Below are 15,427 nucleotides of genomic sequence, written 5' to 3' on the forward strand. Positions count from 1 at the left end.
TCACGTCGGCCACGGCGTCCTGCGCCTGGTCGCCGCGGCCGAAGCGCTTGGTGAGCCCGCGCGTCTCGAGCATGTAATCCATGGGCTTATCCTTTCTCTTCCGGGCGCGCGGGCCGAGTCGCCGTGCCCGCGCGCCTTACCTTTCGGGTTCACCATCCATGATGGGGCGCGTTTCTAACGAAGCCGTAACGGCCGTTGGGCTCTTTTGGTGCCAGCCCTTCTCGACCCGTACGCATTTGCTTAAAGCAACAACTTTCCCGATCGATGTAATCACCGAATCAAAACGTGTACACCAGCCACCAAAGATGCCGAAAAATGTCGCTTTTGGAGGCTGATGTACACAAATGCAGAATCCAGCGCAGCCCAGAGGCGCCCTCCACATGTCTGGACTCTCTATGGCTGCGCTGGATAGACATCGCCGGAACGGGTATAGTATCGAAAGTTTTGTCGTTAACCAGCGGGGGAGTCCTGTGGGCATCAAAAAGAAGATCAAAAAGGAGCTTATCGGCACTTCCGATTACCCGTCGAATAAGATCTTTACGATCTCCAATTTCATCACCTTTACGCGCCTGATCCTCACCCTGGTATTTCTGTACCTGTTTGTGACGGATAACAACCGTGTCATCGCCATCGTTATCTACGCCGTTGCCGCCTCCACCGACTGGATGGACGGTCAGATCGCCCGCATGACTAAGACGGTCTCGTGGCTCGGCAAGGTCATGGATCCCATTTGCGACCGTGCGCTGCTGTTCACCGGCGTACTTGGACTGGTGGTCCGCGGAGAGCTGCCCATCTGGGTCTGCGTACTCATTATTGGCCGCGACATCTATCTGGGCATCGGCACGCTTATCGTGCGTCATTATCACCGTCGCCCCATCGATGTGGTCTTTCCCGGAAAGATTGCCACGGCGCTGCTCATGACCGGCTTCTCACTCATGCTGCTCGGTTTCCCCGTTATTGACGGCCTGCACCTTTTATCTTCAACCCTTACGGCCTTCCCGGGCCTCAACGGAAGCTCGGTGCCCCTCGGCATCTTCTTTGTGTACGGCGGCGTGATCTTCTCCATGCTCACGGCTGTCATCTACTCCATTAAGGGCGGAGTGGCCATTAAACAGGCTCTCGCGCATCCCGAGGACGAGGACATCGACTTTCTGAACCCTGAAATCGAAGACTGATTCGTTGGGGTATGATTACGTACGGTTCATTATTTGCGGCACGTCCGCGATAAGTTAGGGGTTGTCATGGACAACATGGTTAACAATATGCCTCAGAATGATAAGACTGCTGACGCTACCTGCGTATTCCGCGTGCCTTCAAGCGACGTCACCGTTCCCGACCTCATGGCCAACGTGCGCATCACCGCCCCCGTCCTGTCCATCGTCAAGGGTCCGCAGACTGGTGCCGCCTTTGAGCTCGAGGACGACGTGACCACCATCGGCCGCGATCCCGCGAACGGCATCTTCCTTAATGACATGACCGTTTCGCGCAGCCACGCGCGCATTATACGCGAGGGCCTCGGCGCTCGCATCGAGGACCTGGGCTCGCTCAATGGTACCTGGGTCGACGGTGCCATTGTCAATGCAGCCCCGCTGCACGACGGTTCTTCCGTTCAGATCGGTACGTTTACGCTCATCTACCACGAGAGCACGCCGGAGCGCATCGAAACCGGTGAGTAGGGCATGGCCGAACGCAACTATCTGAGTATCGGCCAAGTCGTCAACCTACTTCGAGGCGCATACCCCGATCTTTCGAACTCAAAAATTAGATTTCTAGAGGATGAGGGGCTCATTACCCCTCATCGTACGCCTAAGGGATACCGTCAGTACTCTAAGGAGGACGTTGATCGTCTGGAGGTCATCCTGCACTTGCAGAAGACCCGCTACATGCCGCTCAACGTGATTAAGCAGCGCTTGGAAAACGCCACGGACCTGTCAACGCTCGCCTACGAGGTGGGCTTGCTATCCGATGTTCCGCTCAAGACGGAGCCCAAGGAGACTAAGCAAAAGCTGCATCCCATCGAGACCATTCCCGATATGTTGGGCGTCGAAATTTCGTTTATCCGCTCGCTCGCCGAGAACGACCTCATTCGCATCATCAAGAGTCCGCAGAATCGCGAGCTTGTCGATGGTCGCGATTTTCCGATCATCCGCTACTGCTCCGAGCTGTCGCGCTTCCATATCGAGCCGCGCAACCTGCGTCAGTACGTGTCTTCCGCCAACCGCGAGTCCTCGATGTTTGAGCAGGTGCTTGTGAGCATGCTCGGAATGGATACCTCCGATGACGAGCGCGACGCCAAGCTCGAGCGTGCGTTTAAGAAGCTTCACGACCTGACAGAAGGTGTGCACACTGCGCTGCTCAAGAACCGCGTTTTTGAGTCGCTCAACGCCGTGGTCGAAGACGCCGACATCGATGCACTCGATGAGGAAATCACTCGTTCCGAGTCCACCAAGGCCAAAAACGAAGAGACAGCCGCGCCGGCTTCGCACGAGGATTCTCTCGTAAAGCCGCTCAAGGTCGTCGCCCCTTCGCAATCCGGCACCGTCACCGCGGGCAAGTAACAGCTGCCGCTTATCCGGCAACCCATTGAAAGGTCATGCAATGTACGACTTCGAATCTCAAATCGTCGACATCCCCGACTATCCCGAGCCCGGAGTCATCTTTAAAGACATCACGCCGCTCTTCGGCAATCCCGAGGCGCTCAAAGCCATGACCGATGCCCTCGCCGAGCACTTTGCCGGCATGGGAATCACCAAGGTCGTGGGCCCAGAGGCTCGAGGCTTTATGGTTGGCGTACCGGTGGCTGTAGCCCTTGGCGCCGGCTTTGTTCCCGCACGTAAACCGGGTAAGCTGCCGCGCGAGACCGTGAGCCAGAGCTACGAGCTCGAGTACGGCACCGATTCAATTGAGATCCATGCCGACGCTATCAGCTCTAAAGATACCGTGTTGATTCTGGACGACTTGGCCGCGACGGGCGGAACCGTCGAGGCAACAGGTAAACTGGTGCGAGATATGGGCGCAAAGCTTGTCGGTTACGGTTGTATCCTTGAGCTTGCGTTTCTCAACCCGCGCGAGAAGCTCACGCCGTCTGATGACGATGTGGAGCTCTTTAGCCTGGTGACGGTGGACTAGCCGTTACCCTTAGTTACTGGAAAGGAAGCTACATGCGCACAGCAAACACGCACAAAAACATGGCACGCTGCGCTGCTACGGCAACCCTCGCTTGTGTTTTGGGCTTGGGCCTCGCGGCTCCTGCCTACGCCGATACCGCATCCGACCTTGCCGCTGCTCGTACGAAGCTCGAGCAGATCGGTACCCAAACCCAGCAGATTTACGATGAGCTCGCCACGCAGACGCAGGCACTCGATCAGACTGCTGGCGAGATCACGCAAAAGCAGCAGGAGATCGCCGATGGTCAGGCCAAACTCTCGACCTATGTCGCCGGCGAGTACAAAACCGGCGGTCTGAGCCTGCTTCAGGTTCTGACGGGTGTCGATGATCTGAGCGATATGCTCAACCGTTTGTTCTACTACGGCAAAGTTTCCGATAAGCAAGCTCAGACCATTCAAGAGGTCAAAGAGCTTAAGCAGCAGCTCACCGATAAGCAGGCCGAGCAGGAGAAGAACGTCGCCACCACGCAAAAGAAGGTTGACGAGCTTAACGCCCAGCAGGCTGAAGCCCAGAACGTCGTAAACTCCCTGGATTCGCAGCTGCAAGCCGAGCTTGCCGCAGAGGCCGAGGCCAACGCCGCGCTGCAGGCCGGCATCAACGCCAGCACCGCCGAGAAGGCCACGGTGAGCAACGAGACTGCCGGTACGACCGAGAAGACCAACAACGGTGGCCAGACCAGCAATAACAACAACCAGGGCGGCAACACTCCGGCTCCTACGCCGGCACCTGCTCCGACGCCGCAGCCCTCCACACCTGCTCCGGCTCCGACGCCTTCTGCTCCGAGCCAGTCCGTCGACGGCGGTTCTGTTGTATCGCGTGCATACAGTAAGCTTGGTTGCGCTTATTCCTGGGGCGGAATTGGCCCGAACAGCTTCGACTGCTCTGGTTTTGTTAGCTATTGCCTCACTGGTCGCTATTGCCGCCTGGGCACCACGGGTACCTTTATGGGCTGGACGCGTGTGTCCGATCCGCAGCCCGGTGACGTTGTGGTCAACTCGTACCACACCGGCATTTACATCGGTGGTGGTCAGATGATTCATGCTTCCGACTACAACACGGGTGTTATCATCAGCTCTGTTGCCGCCGGCATGAACAATAACTACATCTTCGTGCGTTACTAAGTCATCTTACACAGCGTGTGAATGTGGACCTCGTGGCTTTAAGTCGCGAGGTCCATTCGTTTTTCTCTAATATTGTGCGGCTATCTAGTATTCAAAACTAGATAGCCGCATATTCAGTTTGCAAGATGGCTATAATTGTTGAGGAACAATTAGAAAGGACCCTCTATGAGCTGGGCACTTATCTCCGATTCAAGCTGTAACCTCCGCGATTGGCAACCGACTGCGCCCCATACCACCTTTGCATTTGCGCCCCTCAAAATTCGAGTGGGGGAGCGTGAATTCGTCGATGACCTTTCACTCGATGTTCATGAACTCAACTGCGCTGTTCAGGCGGAGACGAACGCTTCTTCGAGCGCTTGTCCCAGCGTAGGGGAGTGGGCCGAGCTCTTCAAATTGGCAGACAAGACCATCTGCATGCCGATCTCTGAGGGCGTGTCGGGCAGCTACAACGCAGCAGCCACGGCTCGCGATATGGTTCTTGCCGAGGAGCCCGACCGGCAGATTCATCTAGTCAATTCGCGCGCAGCTGGCGGCAAAATGGACCTCATTTTCTTGCTGTTCGACCGCTATCTTGCAAGCAATCCGGATGTCTCATTCGAGGACGCTTGCGCATACTTCGATAGCCTTGAGCAGAACAGCAAAATCCTCTTCAGCTTGTGCAATTACGAAAACCTGGCCAAAGCCGGACGTATCCCTAAGGCAGCCGGCGTCATTGCCAACAAGCTCAATATCCGCATTTTGGGCACGGCGAGCGAGGCCGGTAAAATCGAACTCGTCGGGCACACGCGTGGCGAAAAGAAGATGCTCAACAAGATCATCGACACCATGGAAGCCGAGGGTTTTACGGGCGGCGAGGTCATCATCGATCACGTTGAGAACGAAGCTGGAGCACAGGCGCTTACTGACCGCATAGTCGAGCATTGGCCCGGCTCCAAGACCATCATCATGCCCTGCAACGGCCTGGATTCCTATTACGCCGAGATGCACGGCCTAATCATCGGCTACGGCATGGGCGTAGCTTCGGGCAAATAAAGTCCAACCAAGCAAAAATACGGGCGGGATAAAGCGACAGATGCCTCTTTATCCCGCCCGTTTTATACGTCGACTAGCTATTAAACCCGTTGAACTTGAGATAGCTCATCAGGTACGCCTTCGAAACGAAGGACGATACCGCGCTGCGCACAAGCAGCGACTCACGCGTTACCTGATGCGCCGTATCGGGAACCGGCGTCTGCTCGACGGAAAACGCCGAACGAATCGATGCCTCGAGCTGATCGACCACATAATCGAAGGCCGTCGGGGCATCGTAGCTCAAACGCTGAATGTTAAAGAGTGCCTGCACAGCAGCAATAGGTAGCACCTGTTTAAAGATGCAGATAGCGATCAGGCGGGCAATCTGCTCGCGGCCATATTGCTTTTTGACCGGAGCAGGCACTAGGCCGACCTTTACGTAGTTATTGATCATCGATGGCGTAATGATGGGTTGCTCAACGCAAATGGACAGCGGCTCCATCCACAGCGCAACATACTCAATGACCTGGTCGCGGTAGAGCGTCACATTTGGCAACTGGTCATAGCGCGGCAGACTCAACGTATTGAGTTTGCGCACGATATCGGACTGAATAAATGCATCGGGCAGCACAGTGGGCTGAATATCCTCAGGCTTAATGCTGACCGACGAATCAGACATCGGAATAACGTGTTTAACGTGATTCATAAAGGTCCTCCGTTCATTTTTTATATTGTATTCTACGTAATCTAGTTTTGCATACCACATAGCCGGCAAGAAAATTGGCGGGACGGAGCACTGATACATCGTCCCGCCACTTAGTAAATTGATAACAACATTACATAAGATATATTATCGTACTTATCCGTGGAGAAATGCGTATGCTCTGGTTGCCGCTATGGCTCCATCAGAAACGGCGGTCACAACCTGACGTAAAAGCTTGGAACGGATGTCGCCAGCGGCAAATAGACCTGGCGTGCGGGTCGCCATGGATTCATCAGTCAGAATGCCGCCATCAGGCGCCAGATCGACTAGATGCTCAACAAGCTCGGTATGGGGTTGCGTCCCGGTAAAGACAAAGATACCAAACGAGCCGGGCTCAAATGAATCGGTATGAGTCTCACCGGATGCATTGTCCTTAAAGGTAATCGTCGTTGGCATGGCTTCGCCCGAGAGCTCCACAATACTAGTTTGGTACCTAACTGAAATATTATCTTTTGCAAGAACTTTTTGAACCACACCATCGGGGGCACGGAACTGATCGCGGCGCAAAACGATGGTCACGCTGCTGGCGATTTCTGACAAGAACAGAGCTTCCTCGCATGCCGAATTGCCACCACCGATTACAAAGACCTGTTTGCCACGGAAGAACATGCCGTCACACGTCGCGCAATACGAAACGCCACGACCGCGATACGTATCCTCGCCAGCGAAACCTGCCGGACGCGGCGTGGCACCCATGCAAGCGATAACACTCCTAGCCGTCGTATCACCAACATCGTGATGAACGGTAAACAATTTGGAGCCGGCATCGTAATCGACACCCGTCACCATGCTCCATTCAACCTGAGCCCCTAGGCCTTCTGCATGTTGTTGGAATCGCTCACCGAGTTCAGCGCCGCTCAGTAGCGGAATGCCCGGATAGTTCTCGACCTCATTGGTTGTGGCGATCTGTCCTCCCGACATGCCCTGCTCAATCACGGTCGTCGTTAGGTTGGCGCGCGCCGCGTAAATGGCTGCAGCATAGCCCGCAGGGCCGCCGCCGATAATAGCAACATCGATCGGCTGATGGGTAGTCATGAAGAGACCTCCTGTCGAAAGATTGGCGTTCTTTGCGCTCATACCCAAATTTACGTGAACATGACACTCATGCACTACAATGATAAATCGCGTAACAAAGCTGAAGGGGAGTTATCGATGGATCAAATGCAGACGAGCAATAGCGCTCCCCTGCCCATGCAAGCTACTCCCCAACCGGAGCAAATGACCGTTTCACCTGCACAAAAACCCCTAGTAACCATCGTGCACGCATCGGTTGGATCGGGCCACAAAGCCGCCGCCAACGCGATTGCACAAGCATTTGACCTTATCAGCGGCACCAAGGGAATCCCTGAGGATGTTGAGATCGAAGTCCTGGATATCCTCGATTTTGGACGTATTAGGTTCGATGGTAATAAAACAGCAGCTTCGTTTACCGGCGCCACGCGTCCCATATATGACCTAACCTGGCGATACACGTTTACGGGACATCTGCTCTGGGGCGGAGGCACGGCATGGTCACGTATTATGTTCCCTGCCTTCAACGAATATGTCCGCACCCGCAGGCCCATAGCCGTGGTCGCAACACACATCACGGCGGCCAACGTCGCTGTGGGTGCCCGCGTCATCACGGGTATCGATTATCCCGTCATCTGCGTACCAACAGACTATGAAGTCGAAGGCTTTTGGCCCCACAAGGACACCGATCTGTTCTGCGTAGCCAACGAATTTATGGCCGAGACACTTCGCCCCCGTAAAGTTCCCGAGACCAAAATCCGCATTACAGGCATCCCCATTCGCGCCGGGTTTGATACGGACTACAATCGCGAGGAAGAACTCGAGAAGTTCAATCTCCCCGCTGACAAGACCGTTGTGTTGGTGATGGCCGGTGCCAGTTTGCCTCAACCGTACGTTCGCTTTCGCGCGGAGATGGACCGCACACTCCCCTTCCTGCGCAGCTTCGAGGACATGCACTTTGTCTTTTTGCCGGGCAAGGATGAGGAATACGCCACCCGCCTCAAGACGCTCTTCGACGCCATGAAGCTCGAAAACGTCACGGTTCTGGACTACGTGGACGATATGGCAGCCCTCATGCACGGCTGCGACCTGGCAATCCTCAAATCGGGCGGACTCACCGTCACCGAATGCCTATGCGCGCATCTGCCGATGATCCTGCTGGGCAAATCATATGGTCAAGAAAAGGCCAACACCACCATGCTCACCGGAATGGGCGCCAGCATGCATGTCACCACCGCACGAGAACTCATCGTAACCCTGCGCCATCTGCACGATCATCCCGAATCACTCAAAGCCCTACTCATCAACGGCGAAGTACTACGCCGCCCCCACGCAGCCGAAGATATAGCCATCGCAACCATGGAGCTCGTAGGCAAACCCCAAAAGCGCAAACGAGCCTTCTGCCGCTTCTACTGGGGCGGAAAACCCGCGCATATCCGCTAGCATTGGACTGTCCGCTTACCTGTGGGAGGCCCCTATATATCATCCCATGCTCAAACATTCTCGCTGCGCTGCGAAACTGCGCGTGGAACGATATATAGGGGCCTCCCACAGGTAAGCTGCGTTAACGTACTAGCGGCTATACCAGATTCCCCACCAGTAGAATCTGAAAAGGGGAACCAGAAAATATAAATACAGTAAGTCGATGCGACAAAGGAGGCGTCCCTTTATCGCATCGACTTACTAGAAAAGTAATTATTGTTTCAAGCGAGTAGCCGCCCGCCCGGGGCTTACCTATATCGTTCCACGCGCAGTTTCGCAGCGAGCGAAGCGACGCGAGAATGTTTGAGCATGGAATGATATAGGTAAGCCCCGGGCGGGAGGGATACGAGTACCCCTAGGCGACGCCGCTGGAGCCGAAGCCTCCGTTGCCTCGGTCGGTTTTGTCTAGTTCGTCTACCTCTATGAGGTTGACCGTGGGGACTTCTTGGATGACGAGTTGGGCTATGCGGTCGCCTTTGTTGATTTGGATGTTGTTGGAGGGGTCCAGGTTGATGAGGATAACCTTGAGTTCTCCTCGGTAGTGGGCGTCGATGAGGCCCGGCGTGTTAACTATAGACAGGCCCTGCTTGATGGCCAAGCCGCTGCGGGGCTGGACGAAGCCGGCGTAGCCATCGGGCAAGGCGATGGCCAGCCCAGTAGAGACCAGACGACGTTCGAAGGGCTTCAGGACGCAGTCCTCGTTGGAGCGCAAATCCAAGCCGGCATCGGTGGGATGGGCGTATTTGGGAAGCTCGACGGTGGGGTCGAGACGCTTTATGTTGACGGTAATGTTGGACATGGAATCACCTTAGCTTGTCGAGCTCTTGCAGAAACTCATCGACGTCTTTGAAATCGCGGTAGACCGAGGCAAAGCGGATGTAGGCCACCTTGTCGATCTTGGCCAAGCGCTTGAGCACCATGTCACCCAACTCATGGGACGTGACGGCCGTCAGCGTGCGAGAGCGCAGCTCGACCTCGATGTCGTCGATAATCTCATTGAGCTTCTTAGTATCGATATCACGCTTGATGGTGGCGCGCATCAAGCCGACGAGCAGCTTATTGCGATCGAACCGCTGCTTGGTTCCGTCTGACTTAATGACCTCGATTGGGTCTTCGCATCGCTCAAACGTTGTAAAGCGATAGTTACACGAACAACATTCGCGACGGCGCTTAATGGTGTTATTTGACTCCTGCATACGGGAATCAACGACGCGGGTATGTGCCTTGCCACATTTGGGACAGCGCATGGTACCTCCTCTTAAACGATAACAAGGGTACCATGCGCAGCGCGATAATGATTACGAACGAGCAGGAACCTTAAGATGCGCACCGGCGGCGAGCGAACCATGCTCCAGATGATTGACGTTACGGATCATGTCGGAAGTCTCTTGCGTGGAAAGGCCTTCGATAGGATATTCCTCGGCAAGCGACCAAAGAGAATCACCAGGCTGAACGCGAATAGTCTCGTAGGTAACGTTGGAAACGGACTCGGCATACGCGGCGTGACGAGCGCTAAAGACCGACATAGCGAGGACAAAGAAGAGCGTAAGCGCAACGGCAACGGCGACAATCGTCGGAACCTTCAGGGCAACGCGAGCCGGCGCAACTACAGCCTGCTGATTGCGAGCAGGCTTTACGGTCAAAGGCTGAAAGCCGGAGCGGCCACCCTGAACAACCGTAAAAGTGGGTTCTGCAGGCGTCTCGAGCTTAAGGGCGAGGTTTCCCTGGACCATATTCGTTGCGTTCATCATGTTCTCCTCTCGCGTGTTTTGCTGAGAACAGTTTTATCAAGCCGCGCGGACAAAAATGTCTAGCGCGAGAACGAATGTTCGGTTATTATTATCTTCGAACAGTTGTTCCTGTCAAGCAAAATTCGAACATTTGTTTGACATGGGTAGAGAGGATGCCCTGATGGCTCGCAAAATTACCAAGCGTCAGCAGCAAATTTACGACTTCATCAAGGAATATCAGCAGGAGAAGGGTTATCCGCCCAGCGTGCGCGAGATGGCTTCTGCCGTGGGCCTTTCCTCCCCCAGCACCGTGCACGCCCATCTATCTGCCCTGGAGGCGCGCGGGCTACTCAAGCGCGATGCCACCAAACCGCGCGCCCTGGAACTCTTTAACGAGGACGGTTCCTCTGTCTCAATTTCTAAATCTGACGAGCCCACCGCACCTCGCGGAACGGTCTCGCTACCGCTCGTTGGTCGCGTCGCGGCTGGGATTCCCATTCTGGCCGAGCAGAATATCGAAGACACTTTTACTATCCCGACCGAAATCGCCACTGATCAGGGTTCCTTTATCCTTGAGGTGCATGGGAGCTCAATGATCAATGTCGGCATCTTCAATGGCGATTACATCATCGTCCGTGAACAAAAGAGTGCCATGAACGGCGAAATTGTCGTGGCCATGATTGATGGTTCAGCGACCGTCAAGACGTTCTACAAGGAGCAGGGACGCGTACGCCTGCAGCCCGAGAATGACACCATGGAGCCTATCTATGCAACAAATCCCGTTATTTTGGGCAAAGTCGTCGGCTTGATGCGCCGGTTCTCGTAATGCAAAAACGCATCACCATCTTTGATACCGTCCGCGGGTTTACGATGATTTCAATGGCAGGTTTTCACGCTTGCTACGATCTCGCGTACCTGTACGACTGGGATATGCCATGGTTTACCCAGACTGTCTTTCAAGATATCTGGCGCGCCAGCATCAGCTGGGTATTTTTGTTTATCGCGGGTTGGATGTGCACGCTCTCACGCAACAATGTTAAACGAGCGGCCAAGTACGCTGCCGCAGCTTTGGTCGTCTGGATCGCAACAACGCTCGTATCGGTCGACGATTCAGTGAACTTTGGCATCATTTATTGCATGGCGGCGTGCACGGCGGTGGTTGCACTCACCCGTCCGCTACTCCAAAAATTACCGGGCTCGTGGGGCATCGCGGCGTGCCTTGTTCTTTTTGCCCTAACCTGGGGCATTCCAAAAGCGGTCTACCCACTCCCCTACCTGGCATGGCTAGGATTTCCGGGCCCGGGTTTTGTTTCGGGAGACTACTATCCGCTCATTCCGTTTGTCTTTATGTACCTTACCGGCTATTTTGCTGCCCAGGTAGCACAAGCATCAAGCCTCGAAGCGCCAGAATGGACCTACGCCAATCCCATCCCGGCGCTCGCCAGCCTTGGACGCCATGCACTCCCCTTTTATCTGCTGCATCAGCCCATCATTCTGGGCATTTTGGAGCTCATCTACTCGGTACGATAACGCTCAAGCCGCGGTGCAATACGAGCCGGCAGTTTCGCCACAATGCGAACGCCGTCCTCGAGATATTCCTCATGCAGAAGGGTTCCCTGCTCATGCACCAGCGTGATGAGAGCGCCCTCGCGATACGGGATATCAGCGGAGAGCAACACATCGGTGGCAGCTGCCTCGCGAGCAATGCGATCGACGAGATCGTCGAGTCCCTCGCCCGTTTGGGCCGAGAACAGAACGGCTTCCGGATAGCGACGACGGAAACTTAATCGATCAACGCTATTGAGAAGATCGATTTTATTGAATACGGTCAGCGTTAGGCGCTCTCCGGCGCCGATCTCATCAAGCACGCGGTCGACAGCCTCCAGCTGCCGCTCATAGTCCTCGTCAGACGCATCTACGACTTTGAGAATTAGATCGGCACCCAACACCTCGGACAGCGTCGATTTAAAGGCATCGACCAGACCATGCGGCAGCTTTTGAATAAAGCCGACGGTATCGGTAATCGTCATGCCGCGACCGCCGGGCAGGCGATACGAACGCGTCGTCGGATCGAGCGTAGCAAACAGCTTGTCCTGAGAAAGTTCCGTAGAGCCGGTCAGACGATTGAGCAACGTCGATTTACCGGCATTGGTATAACCGGCTAACGCGACGCGAAACGCCGGTGACTCAATGCGGCTCTTGGATTGAACATCGCGACGCTGTTCAACCTGCTTGAGCTCACGACGAAGCGCAGCGATCTTATTACGAATGAGGCGACGGTCGACCTCGAGCTGACTTTCGCCCTGACCAAAACGTGAGCCGATGCCGCCGCGCGTCTGCTCCTTGGCGAGATGGCTCCACATGCCACGCAGACGAGGCAACAGATATTGAAGCTGTGCCAGCTGTACCTGTAAGCGTCCCTCACGCGTCTGAGCATGAAGGCCAAAGATATCCAAGATCAGTGCCGTACGATCAATAATCTTTACCGGCTCGCCCACGGCTTTCTCCAAATAGGATTGCTGCGAGGGCGTCAGGTCGTCGTCAAAGATAACAACATCGGCATCCATGCGATGAACCAGGCCGCAAAGCTCCTCTACCTTACCGGAGCCGATAAACGATTTAGGATAGGGTTTGACCAGACGCTGTGACAAACGCGCCACGCACTGGGCGCCAGCCGTATGGGCCAGGCGCTCGAGCTCGTCAAGCGAACGATCGAGCGGCCACGCATTGTCGCGCCACTCAACACCAACTAATATGGCACGCTCGGGCTCGGGTGCCGTGGGAACAAGGGGAAAACGGGCCATTAGGCAGCCTCAATACGATGCAGGATATCCTCAACGACCTCATCGATCGTAAATTCATCCATATCAAACCACACGATACGGTCATCGCGCTTAAACCACGAAAGCTGACGTTTGGCATAGCGACGCGAACGCATCTTAATGAGTTCGCGAGCCTCATCCATGCTCGTCACGCCATTGAAAGCATCGATGATCTCTTTATAGCCAATTGCCTGCATCGAAGTCAGGGCATCTCCCAGACCCTGGTCCATAAGACCGCGAACCTCATCAACAAGACCCTGTTCAAACATCAGATCGACACGCAGGTTAATGCGCTCGTAGAGCACCTCGCGATTACGCGTCAGACCAAACCATAGGGCATGATAATGCTCGCGCGGAACACTAAACTGCGACTTTTGCTGCGCGTAGGACACTCCATCATCGTGCATTTCGAGCGCGCGAATCACGCGACGAACATTATGGGGGTGGATGACCGCAGCGGACTCGGGGTCACGCTCGGCAAGCAGCGCGTGCAGCGCTTCCTCGCCTATGCGCTCGGCAAGTTCCTGATACCCCGCGCGACGATCGTCCTCAAGCTCGCCCGAGGGAAAATCCATCTCATCCAGGGCGGCCTTGAGATACAAGCCTGTGCCCCCGCAAAACACCGGTAGGCGGCCCTCGCCAAGCAAACGCTCAACATGCACACGAGCGTCAGCCTGATAAAGCGCAGCAGAATATGCCACACCCGGCTCTACAATGTCGACGAGACGCAGCGGCGCCGTACACTCATCGGGCGCCATCTTTGCAGTACCGATGTCCATGCCGCGATAGATTTGCATCGCATCGCACGACAGCACTTCGGACGAAAGACGAGCTGCCAAACGGTCGGCAACATCGCTCTTACCAACCGCCGTCGGACCGACGATCGCAACGGCGGAAAGACCTGCCCCGGGAGAAACCATTAGCGCGGCTCGCCCACAACGGAGCCGGACAAATACCAGGTCTTGGCAACGTCGACGTCAACATCAACGATCTTGCCAACGAGCTGATCGATGCTGTAACCCTCGGGGATAGGCGCATGCACGGTCTGATTCTTGGGACTCTTGCCCAGCAGGACCGCGTCGTTCTTTTTACTCGTTCCCTCAATGAGCGCCGGCACCACAGTGTGAAGCTCACGCTGGTTATACTCGTGTGCCGTGGTCTCGATAACCTTAACCAGGCGGTTGAAACGCTCGAGAATAACCTCATGCGGCGTAGGATCGTCAATCTCGGCGGCCGGAGTACCGGCGCGCTTGGAATAGATGAAAGTATAGGCCTGAGCATAGCGGACCGTCTCGGCAAGTGAGAGCGTCTGCTCAAAGTCCTCTTCAGTCTCGCCCGGGAAGCCAACGATAATGTCGGTCGAGAGCGCGATATCAGGCATGCGATTGCGAATGCGATCGACCAGGCCCAGATAGTCCTCGCGTGTATAACGGCGATTCATCTCTTTGAGGATGCGCGTGGAGCCCGACTGAACGGCCAAGTGAAGCTGCGGCATGACGGCGGGCGTCTCGGCCATAGCGTCGATGGTCTCGGGCAGCAGATCCTTAGGATGAGAAGAGGTAAAGAAGATGCGCTCGACGCCCGTATCGCCCACCGCGCGCAGCAAATCGGCAAAACGCGGCTTGCCAAACAGATCGCGACCATATGAGTTAACGTTTTGGCCCAACAGCGTGATCTCGCGCACGCCCTGGCGCACCAGACCGGTCACCTCGTCGACAATCTCCTCGAAGGGGCGACTTTTTTCGCGACCGCGCACGTACGGCACGATGCAATAGGTACAGAAATTATTGCAGCCCGTCATGATGGGCACCCAGGCGTGATACTGGGTCTCGCGATGCCATGGCATGCTCATGGCATCCGTATCCTCATGCTCATTGGTGCGGATATGACGCTTGCCGTCAAGGAACGCCTCGGCAATGAGCTCGGCCACATGTGCGATAGAATGCGTGCCAAAGATGACATTGACGTTATCGACGTTGGTGAGCAGGCCCTCGCCATCACGCTGCGCGATGCAGCCGCCCACGGCAACCACACGCTTACCCGAAGGCGAAGGAGGTAGGCTTTTGCAGGAATTGCACTGACCGTACAGGCGAGTATCGGCGGCCTCACGCACACAGCATGTCATGAAGACAACGATATCGGCATGCTCGGGATCGAGCGCCATGAGGCAACCATACGAATCGAGCAGACCGCTCACGCGCTCGGAATCGTGCTGATTCATCTGGCAGCCAAAGGTGCGGATAAAGTAGGTTTTACCGGCAAGAATATCGCGTACGGAACGCTGGTCCATGTGCATAAGTCCTAACGATGGAAGGGAGG

The 15,427-nt window shown here is 55.4% G+C and carries 17 protein-coding genes; 9 read left to right on the forward strand and 8 right to left on the reverse strand.

The features are described 5' to 3' along the window. Positions 1-470 precede the first annotated feature (470 nt). The 6 genes from AB5164_RS01330 (at position 471) to AB5164_RS01355 (ending at position 5,321) form a co-directional block, all read left to right on the forward strand. On the forward strand, positions 471-1,175 hold the full coding sequence (locus AB5164_RS01330; protein WP_040359866.1) for a CDP-alcohol phosphatidyltransferase family protein: 705 nt from the start codon (positions 471-473) through the stop codon (positions 1,173-1,175). A 66-nt stretch (positions 1,176-1,241) separates the two neighbouring features. Beyond that, the gene (locus AB5164_RS01335) at positions 1,242-1,676 is read left to right on the forward strand and encodes an FHA domain-containing protein (RefSeq protein ID WP_006236002.1); all 435 of its coding nucleotides are present in this window, start codon (positions 1,242-1,244) and stop codon (positions 1,674-1,676) included. 3 nt (positions 1,677-1,679) lie between these two features. After that, positions 1,680-2,558: a transcriptional regulator FtsR gene (gene ftsR / locus AB5164_RS01340; RefSeq protein ID WP_250787292.1), complete on the forward strand. Its 879-nt coding sequence runs from the start codon at positions 1,680-1,682 to the stop codon at positions 2,556-2,558. Between the two features lie 40 nt (positions 2,559-2,598). Further along, entirely contained in the window at positions 2,599-3,129 is a 531-nt protein-coding gene (locus AB5164_RS01345) for an adenine phosphoribosyltransferase (protein WP_368142305.1), read from the forward strand. A 32-nt stretch (positions 3,130-3,161) separates the two neighbouring features. Next, positions 3,162-4,289, forward strand: a complete 1,128-nt coding sequence (locus tag AB5164_RS01350; protein ID WP_203572376.1) for a coiled-coil domain-containing protein — start codon at positions 3,162-3,164, stop codon at positions 4,287-4,289. A gap of 165 nt (positions 4,290-4,454) precedes the next feature. Continuing rightward, positions 4,455-5,321 carry a DegV family protein gene (locus AB5164_RS01355; RefSeq protein ID WP_195362051.1) on the forward strand — a complete coding sequence of 289 codons (867 nt, stop codon included), beginning with the start codon at positions 4,455-4,457 and terminating at the stop codon, positions 5,319-5,321. 73 nt (positions 5,322-5,394) lie between these two features. Here the strand turns inward: AB5164_RS01355 and AB5164_RS01360 are convergent, their stop codons facing one another. Together AB5164_RS01360 and AB5164_RS01365 are read right to left on the reverse strand one after the other, a co-directional pair. After that, the gene (locus AB5164_RS01360; RefSeq protein WP_368142304.1) at positions 5,395-6,006 is read right to left on the reverse strand and encodes a DUF1836 domain-containing protein; all 612 of its coding nucleotides are present in this window, start codon (positions 6,004-6,006) and stop codon (positions 5,395-5,397) included. 153 nt (positions 6,007-6,159) lie between these two features. Next, a complete protein-coding gene (locus tag AB5164_RS01365; protein ID WP_195521858.1) occupies positions 6,160-7,098 on the reverse strand; it encodes an NAD(P)/FAD-dependent oxidoreductase in 939 nt (312 codons plus the stop codon). Between the two features lie 69 nt (positions 7,099-7,167). On the opposite strand from AB5164_RS01365, the gene AB5164_RS01370 reads away from it, so the two are divergent. Beyond that, positions 7,168-8,517, forward strand: a complete 1,350-nt coding sequence (locus AB5164_RS01370) for an MGDG synthase family glycosyltransferase (protein WP_368142303.1) — start codon at positions 7,168-7,170, stop codon at positions 8,515-8,517. Positions 8,518-8,911: 394 nt separating this feature from the next. On the opposite strand, the gene dut is transcribed toward AB5164_RS01370, so the two are convergent. The 3 genes from dut to AB5164_RS01385 are packed head-to-tail and all read right to left on the reverse strand — an operon-like array spanning position 8,912 to position 10,307. Further along, positions 8,912-9,355, reverse strand: coding sequence for a dUTP diphosphatase (gene dut / locus AB5164_RS01375; protein ID WP_195404081.1), 444 nt, complete (start codon positions 9,353-9,355; stop codon positions 8,912-8,914). Between the two features lie 4 nt (positions 9,356-9,359). After that, a complete protein-coding gene (gene nrdR, locus AB5164_RS01380; RefSeq protein ID WP_022093781.1) occupies positions 9,360-9,803 on the reverse strand; it encodes a transcriptional regulator NrdR in 444 nt (147 codons plus the stop codon). Between the two features lie 51 nt (positions 9,804-9,854). Continuing rightward, the gene (locus tag AB5164_RS01385; RefSeq protein WP_368147741.1) at positions 9,855-10,307 is read right to left on the reverse strand and encodes a LysM peptidoglycan-binding domain-containing protein; all 453 of its coding nucleotides are present in this window, start codon (positions 10,305-10,307) and stop codon (positions 9,855-9,857) included. 160 nt (positions 10,308-10,467) lie between these two features. Between AB5164_RS01385 and lexA the strand changes: the two genes are divergently transcribed. Together lexA and AB5164_RS01395 are read left to right on the forward strand one after the other, a co-directional pair. Next, the gene (gene lexA, locus AB5164_RS01390; protein ID WP_040359862.1) at positions 10,468-11,112 is read left to right on the forward strand and encodes a transcriptional repressor LexA; all 645 of its coding nucleotides are present in this window, start codon (positions 10,468-10,470) and stop codon (positions 11,110-11,112) included. Then, positions 11,112-11,816: a heparan-alpha-glucosaminide N-acetyltransferase gene (locus tag AB5164_RS01395; protein ID WP_368142301.1), complete on the forward strand. Its 705-nt coding sequence runs from the start codon at positions 11,112-11,114 to the stop codon at positions 11,814-11,816. The genes lexA and AB5164_RS01395 overlap by 1 nt, the downstream gene beginning before the upstream one ends. Here AB5164_RS01395 and hflX read toward each other — a convergent pair. From hflX to miaB, 3 genes are read right to left on the reverse strand one after another with little or no spacing between them, the layout of a single operon-like run. Beyond that, complete coding sequence (hflX, locus tag AB5164_RS01400; RefSeq protein ID WP_368142300.1) at positions 11,801-13,090, reverse strand: GTPase HflX; 1,290 nt, start codon at positions 13,088-13,090, stop codon at positions 11,801-11,803. The genes AB5164_RS01395 and hflX overlap by 16 nt on opposite strands. Continuing rightward, positions 13,090-14,028, reverse strand: a complete 939-nt coding sequence (gene miaA / locus AB5164_RS01405) for a tRNA (adenosine(37)-N6)-dimethylallyltransferase MiaA (protein WP_349127513.1) — start codon at positions 14,026-14,028, stop codon at positions 13,090-13,092. Before miaA ends, hflX begins: the two co-directional genes overlap by 1 nt. After that, entirely contained in the window at positions 14,028-15,398 is a 1,371-nt protein-coding gene (miaB, locus tag AB5164_RS01410; RefSeq protein WP_368142299.1) for a tRNA (N6-isopentenyl adenosine(37)-C2)-methylthiotransferase MiaB, read from the reverse strand. Before miaB ends, miaA begins: the two co-directional genes overlap by 1 nt. Positions 15,399-15,427: the final 29 nt, after the last annotated feature.

It is taken from the genome of Collinsella aerofaciens (assembly GCF_040915425.1).
Taxonomy (GTDB): Bacteria; Actinomycetota; Coriobacteriia; order Coriobacteriales; family Coriobacteriaceae; genus Collinsella; species Collinsella aerofaciens_BW.

What these genes read in the sequence shown, in the direction of transcription:
- AB5164_RS01360 (WP_368142304.1), bottom strand. Translation starts at nt 6,006, where the DNA reads ATGAATCACGTTAAACACGTTATTCCGATGTCTGATTCGTCGGTCAGC.
- hflX (WP_368142300.1), bottom strand. Translation starts at nt 13,090, where the DNA reads ATGGCCCGTTTTCCCCTTGTTCCCACGGCACCCGAGCCCGAGCGTGCC.
- lexA (WP_040359862.1), top strand. Translation starts at nt 10,468, where the DNA reads ATGGCTCGCAAAATTACCAAGCGTCAGCAGCAAATTTACGACTTCATC.
- ftsR (WP_250787292.1), top strand. Translation starts at nt 1,680, where the DNA reads ATGGCCGAACGCAACTATCTGAGTATCGGCCAAGTCGTCAACCTACTT.
- AB5164_RS01335 (WP_006236002.1), top strand. Translation starts at nt 1,242, where the DNA reads ATGGACAACATGGTTAACAATATGCCTCAGAATGATAAGACTGCTGAC.
- AB5164_RS01395 (WP_368142301.1), top strand. Translation starts at nt 11,112, where the DNA reads ATGCAAAAACGCATCACCATCTTTGATACCGTCCGCGGGTTTACGATG.
- AB5164_RS01350 (WP_203572376.1), top strand. Translation starts at nt 3,162, where the DNA reads ATGCGCACAGCAAACACGCACAAAAACATGGCACGCTGCGCTGCTACG.
- miaB (WP_368142299.1), bottom strand. Translation starts at nt 15,398, where the DNA reads ATGGACCAGCGTTCCGTACGCGATATTCTTGCCGGTAAAACCTACTTT.
- AB5164_RS01355 (WP_195362051.1), top strand. Translation starts at nt 4,455, where the DNA reads ATGAGCTGGGCACTTATCTCCGATTCAAGCTGTAACCTCCGCGATTGG.
- AB5164_RS01370 (WP_368142303.1), top strand. Translation starts at nt 7,168, where the DNA reads ATGCACTACAATGATAAATCGCGTAACAAAGCTGAAGGGGAGTTATCG.
- AB5164_RS01365 (WP_195521858.1), bottom strand. Translation starts at nt 7,098, where the DNA reads ATGACTACCCATCAGCCGATCGATGTTGCTATTATCGGCGGCGGCCCT.
- AB5164_RS01345 (WP_368142305.1), top strand. Translation starts at nt 2,599, where the DNA reads ATGTACGACTTCGAATCTCAAATCGTCGACATCCCCGACTATCCCGAG.
- miaA (WP_349127513.1), bottom strand. Translation starts at nt 14,028, where the DNA reads ATGGTTTCTCCCGGGGCAGGTCTTTCCGCCGTTGCGATCGTCGGTCCG.
- dut (WP_195404081.1), bottom strand. Translation starts at nt 9,355, where the DNA reads ATGTCCAACATTACCGTCAACATAAAGCGTCTCGACCCCACCGTCGAG.
- AB5164_RS01385 (WP_368147741.1), bottom strand. Translation starts at nt 10,307, where the DNA reads ATGATGAACGCAACGAATATGGTCCAGGGAAACCTCGCCCTTAAGCTC.
- nrdR (WP_022093781.1), bottom strand. Translation starts at nt 9,803, where the DNA reads ATGCGCTGTCCCAAATGTGGCAAGGCACATACCCGCGTCGTTGATTCC.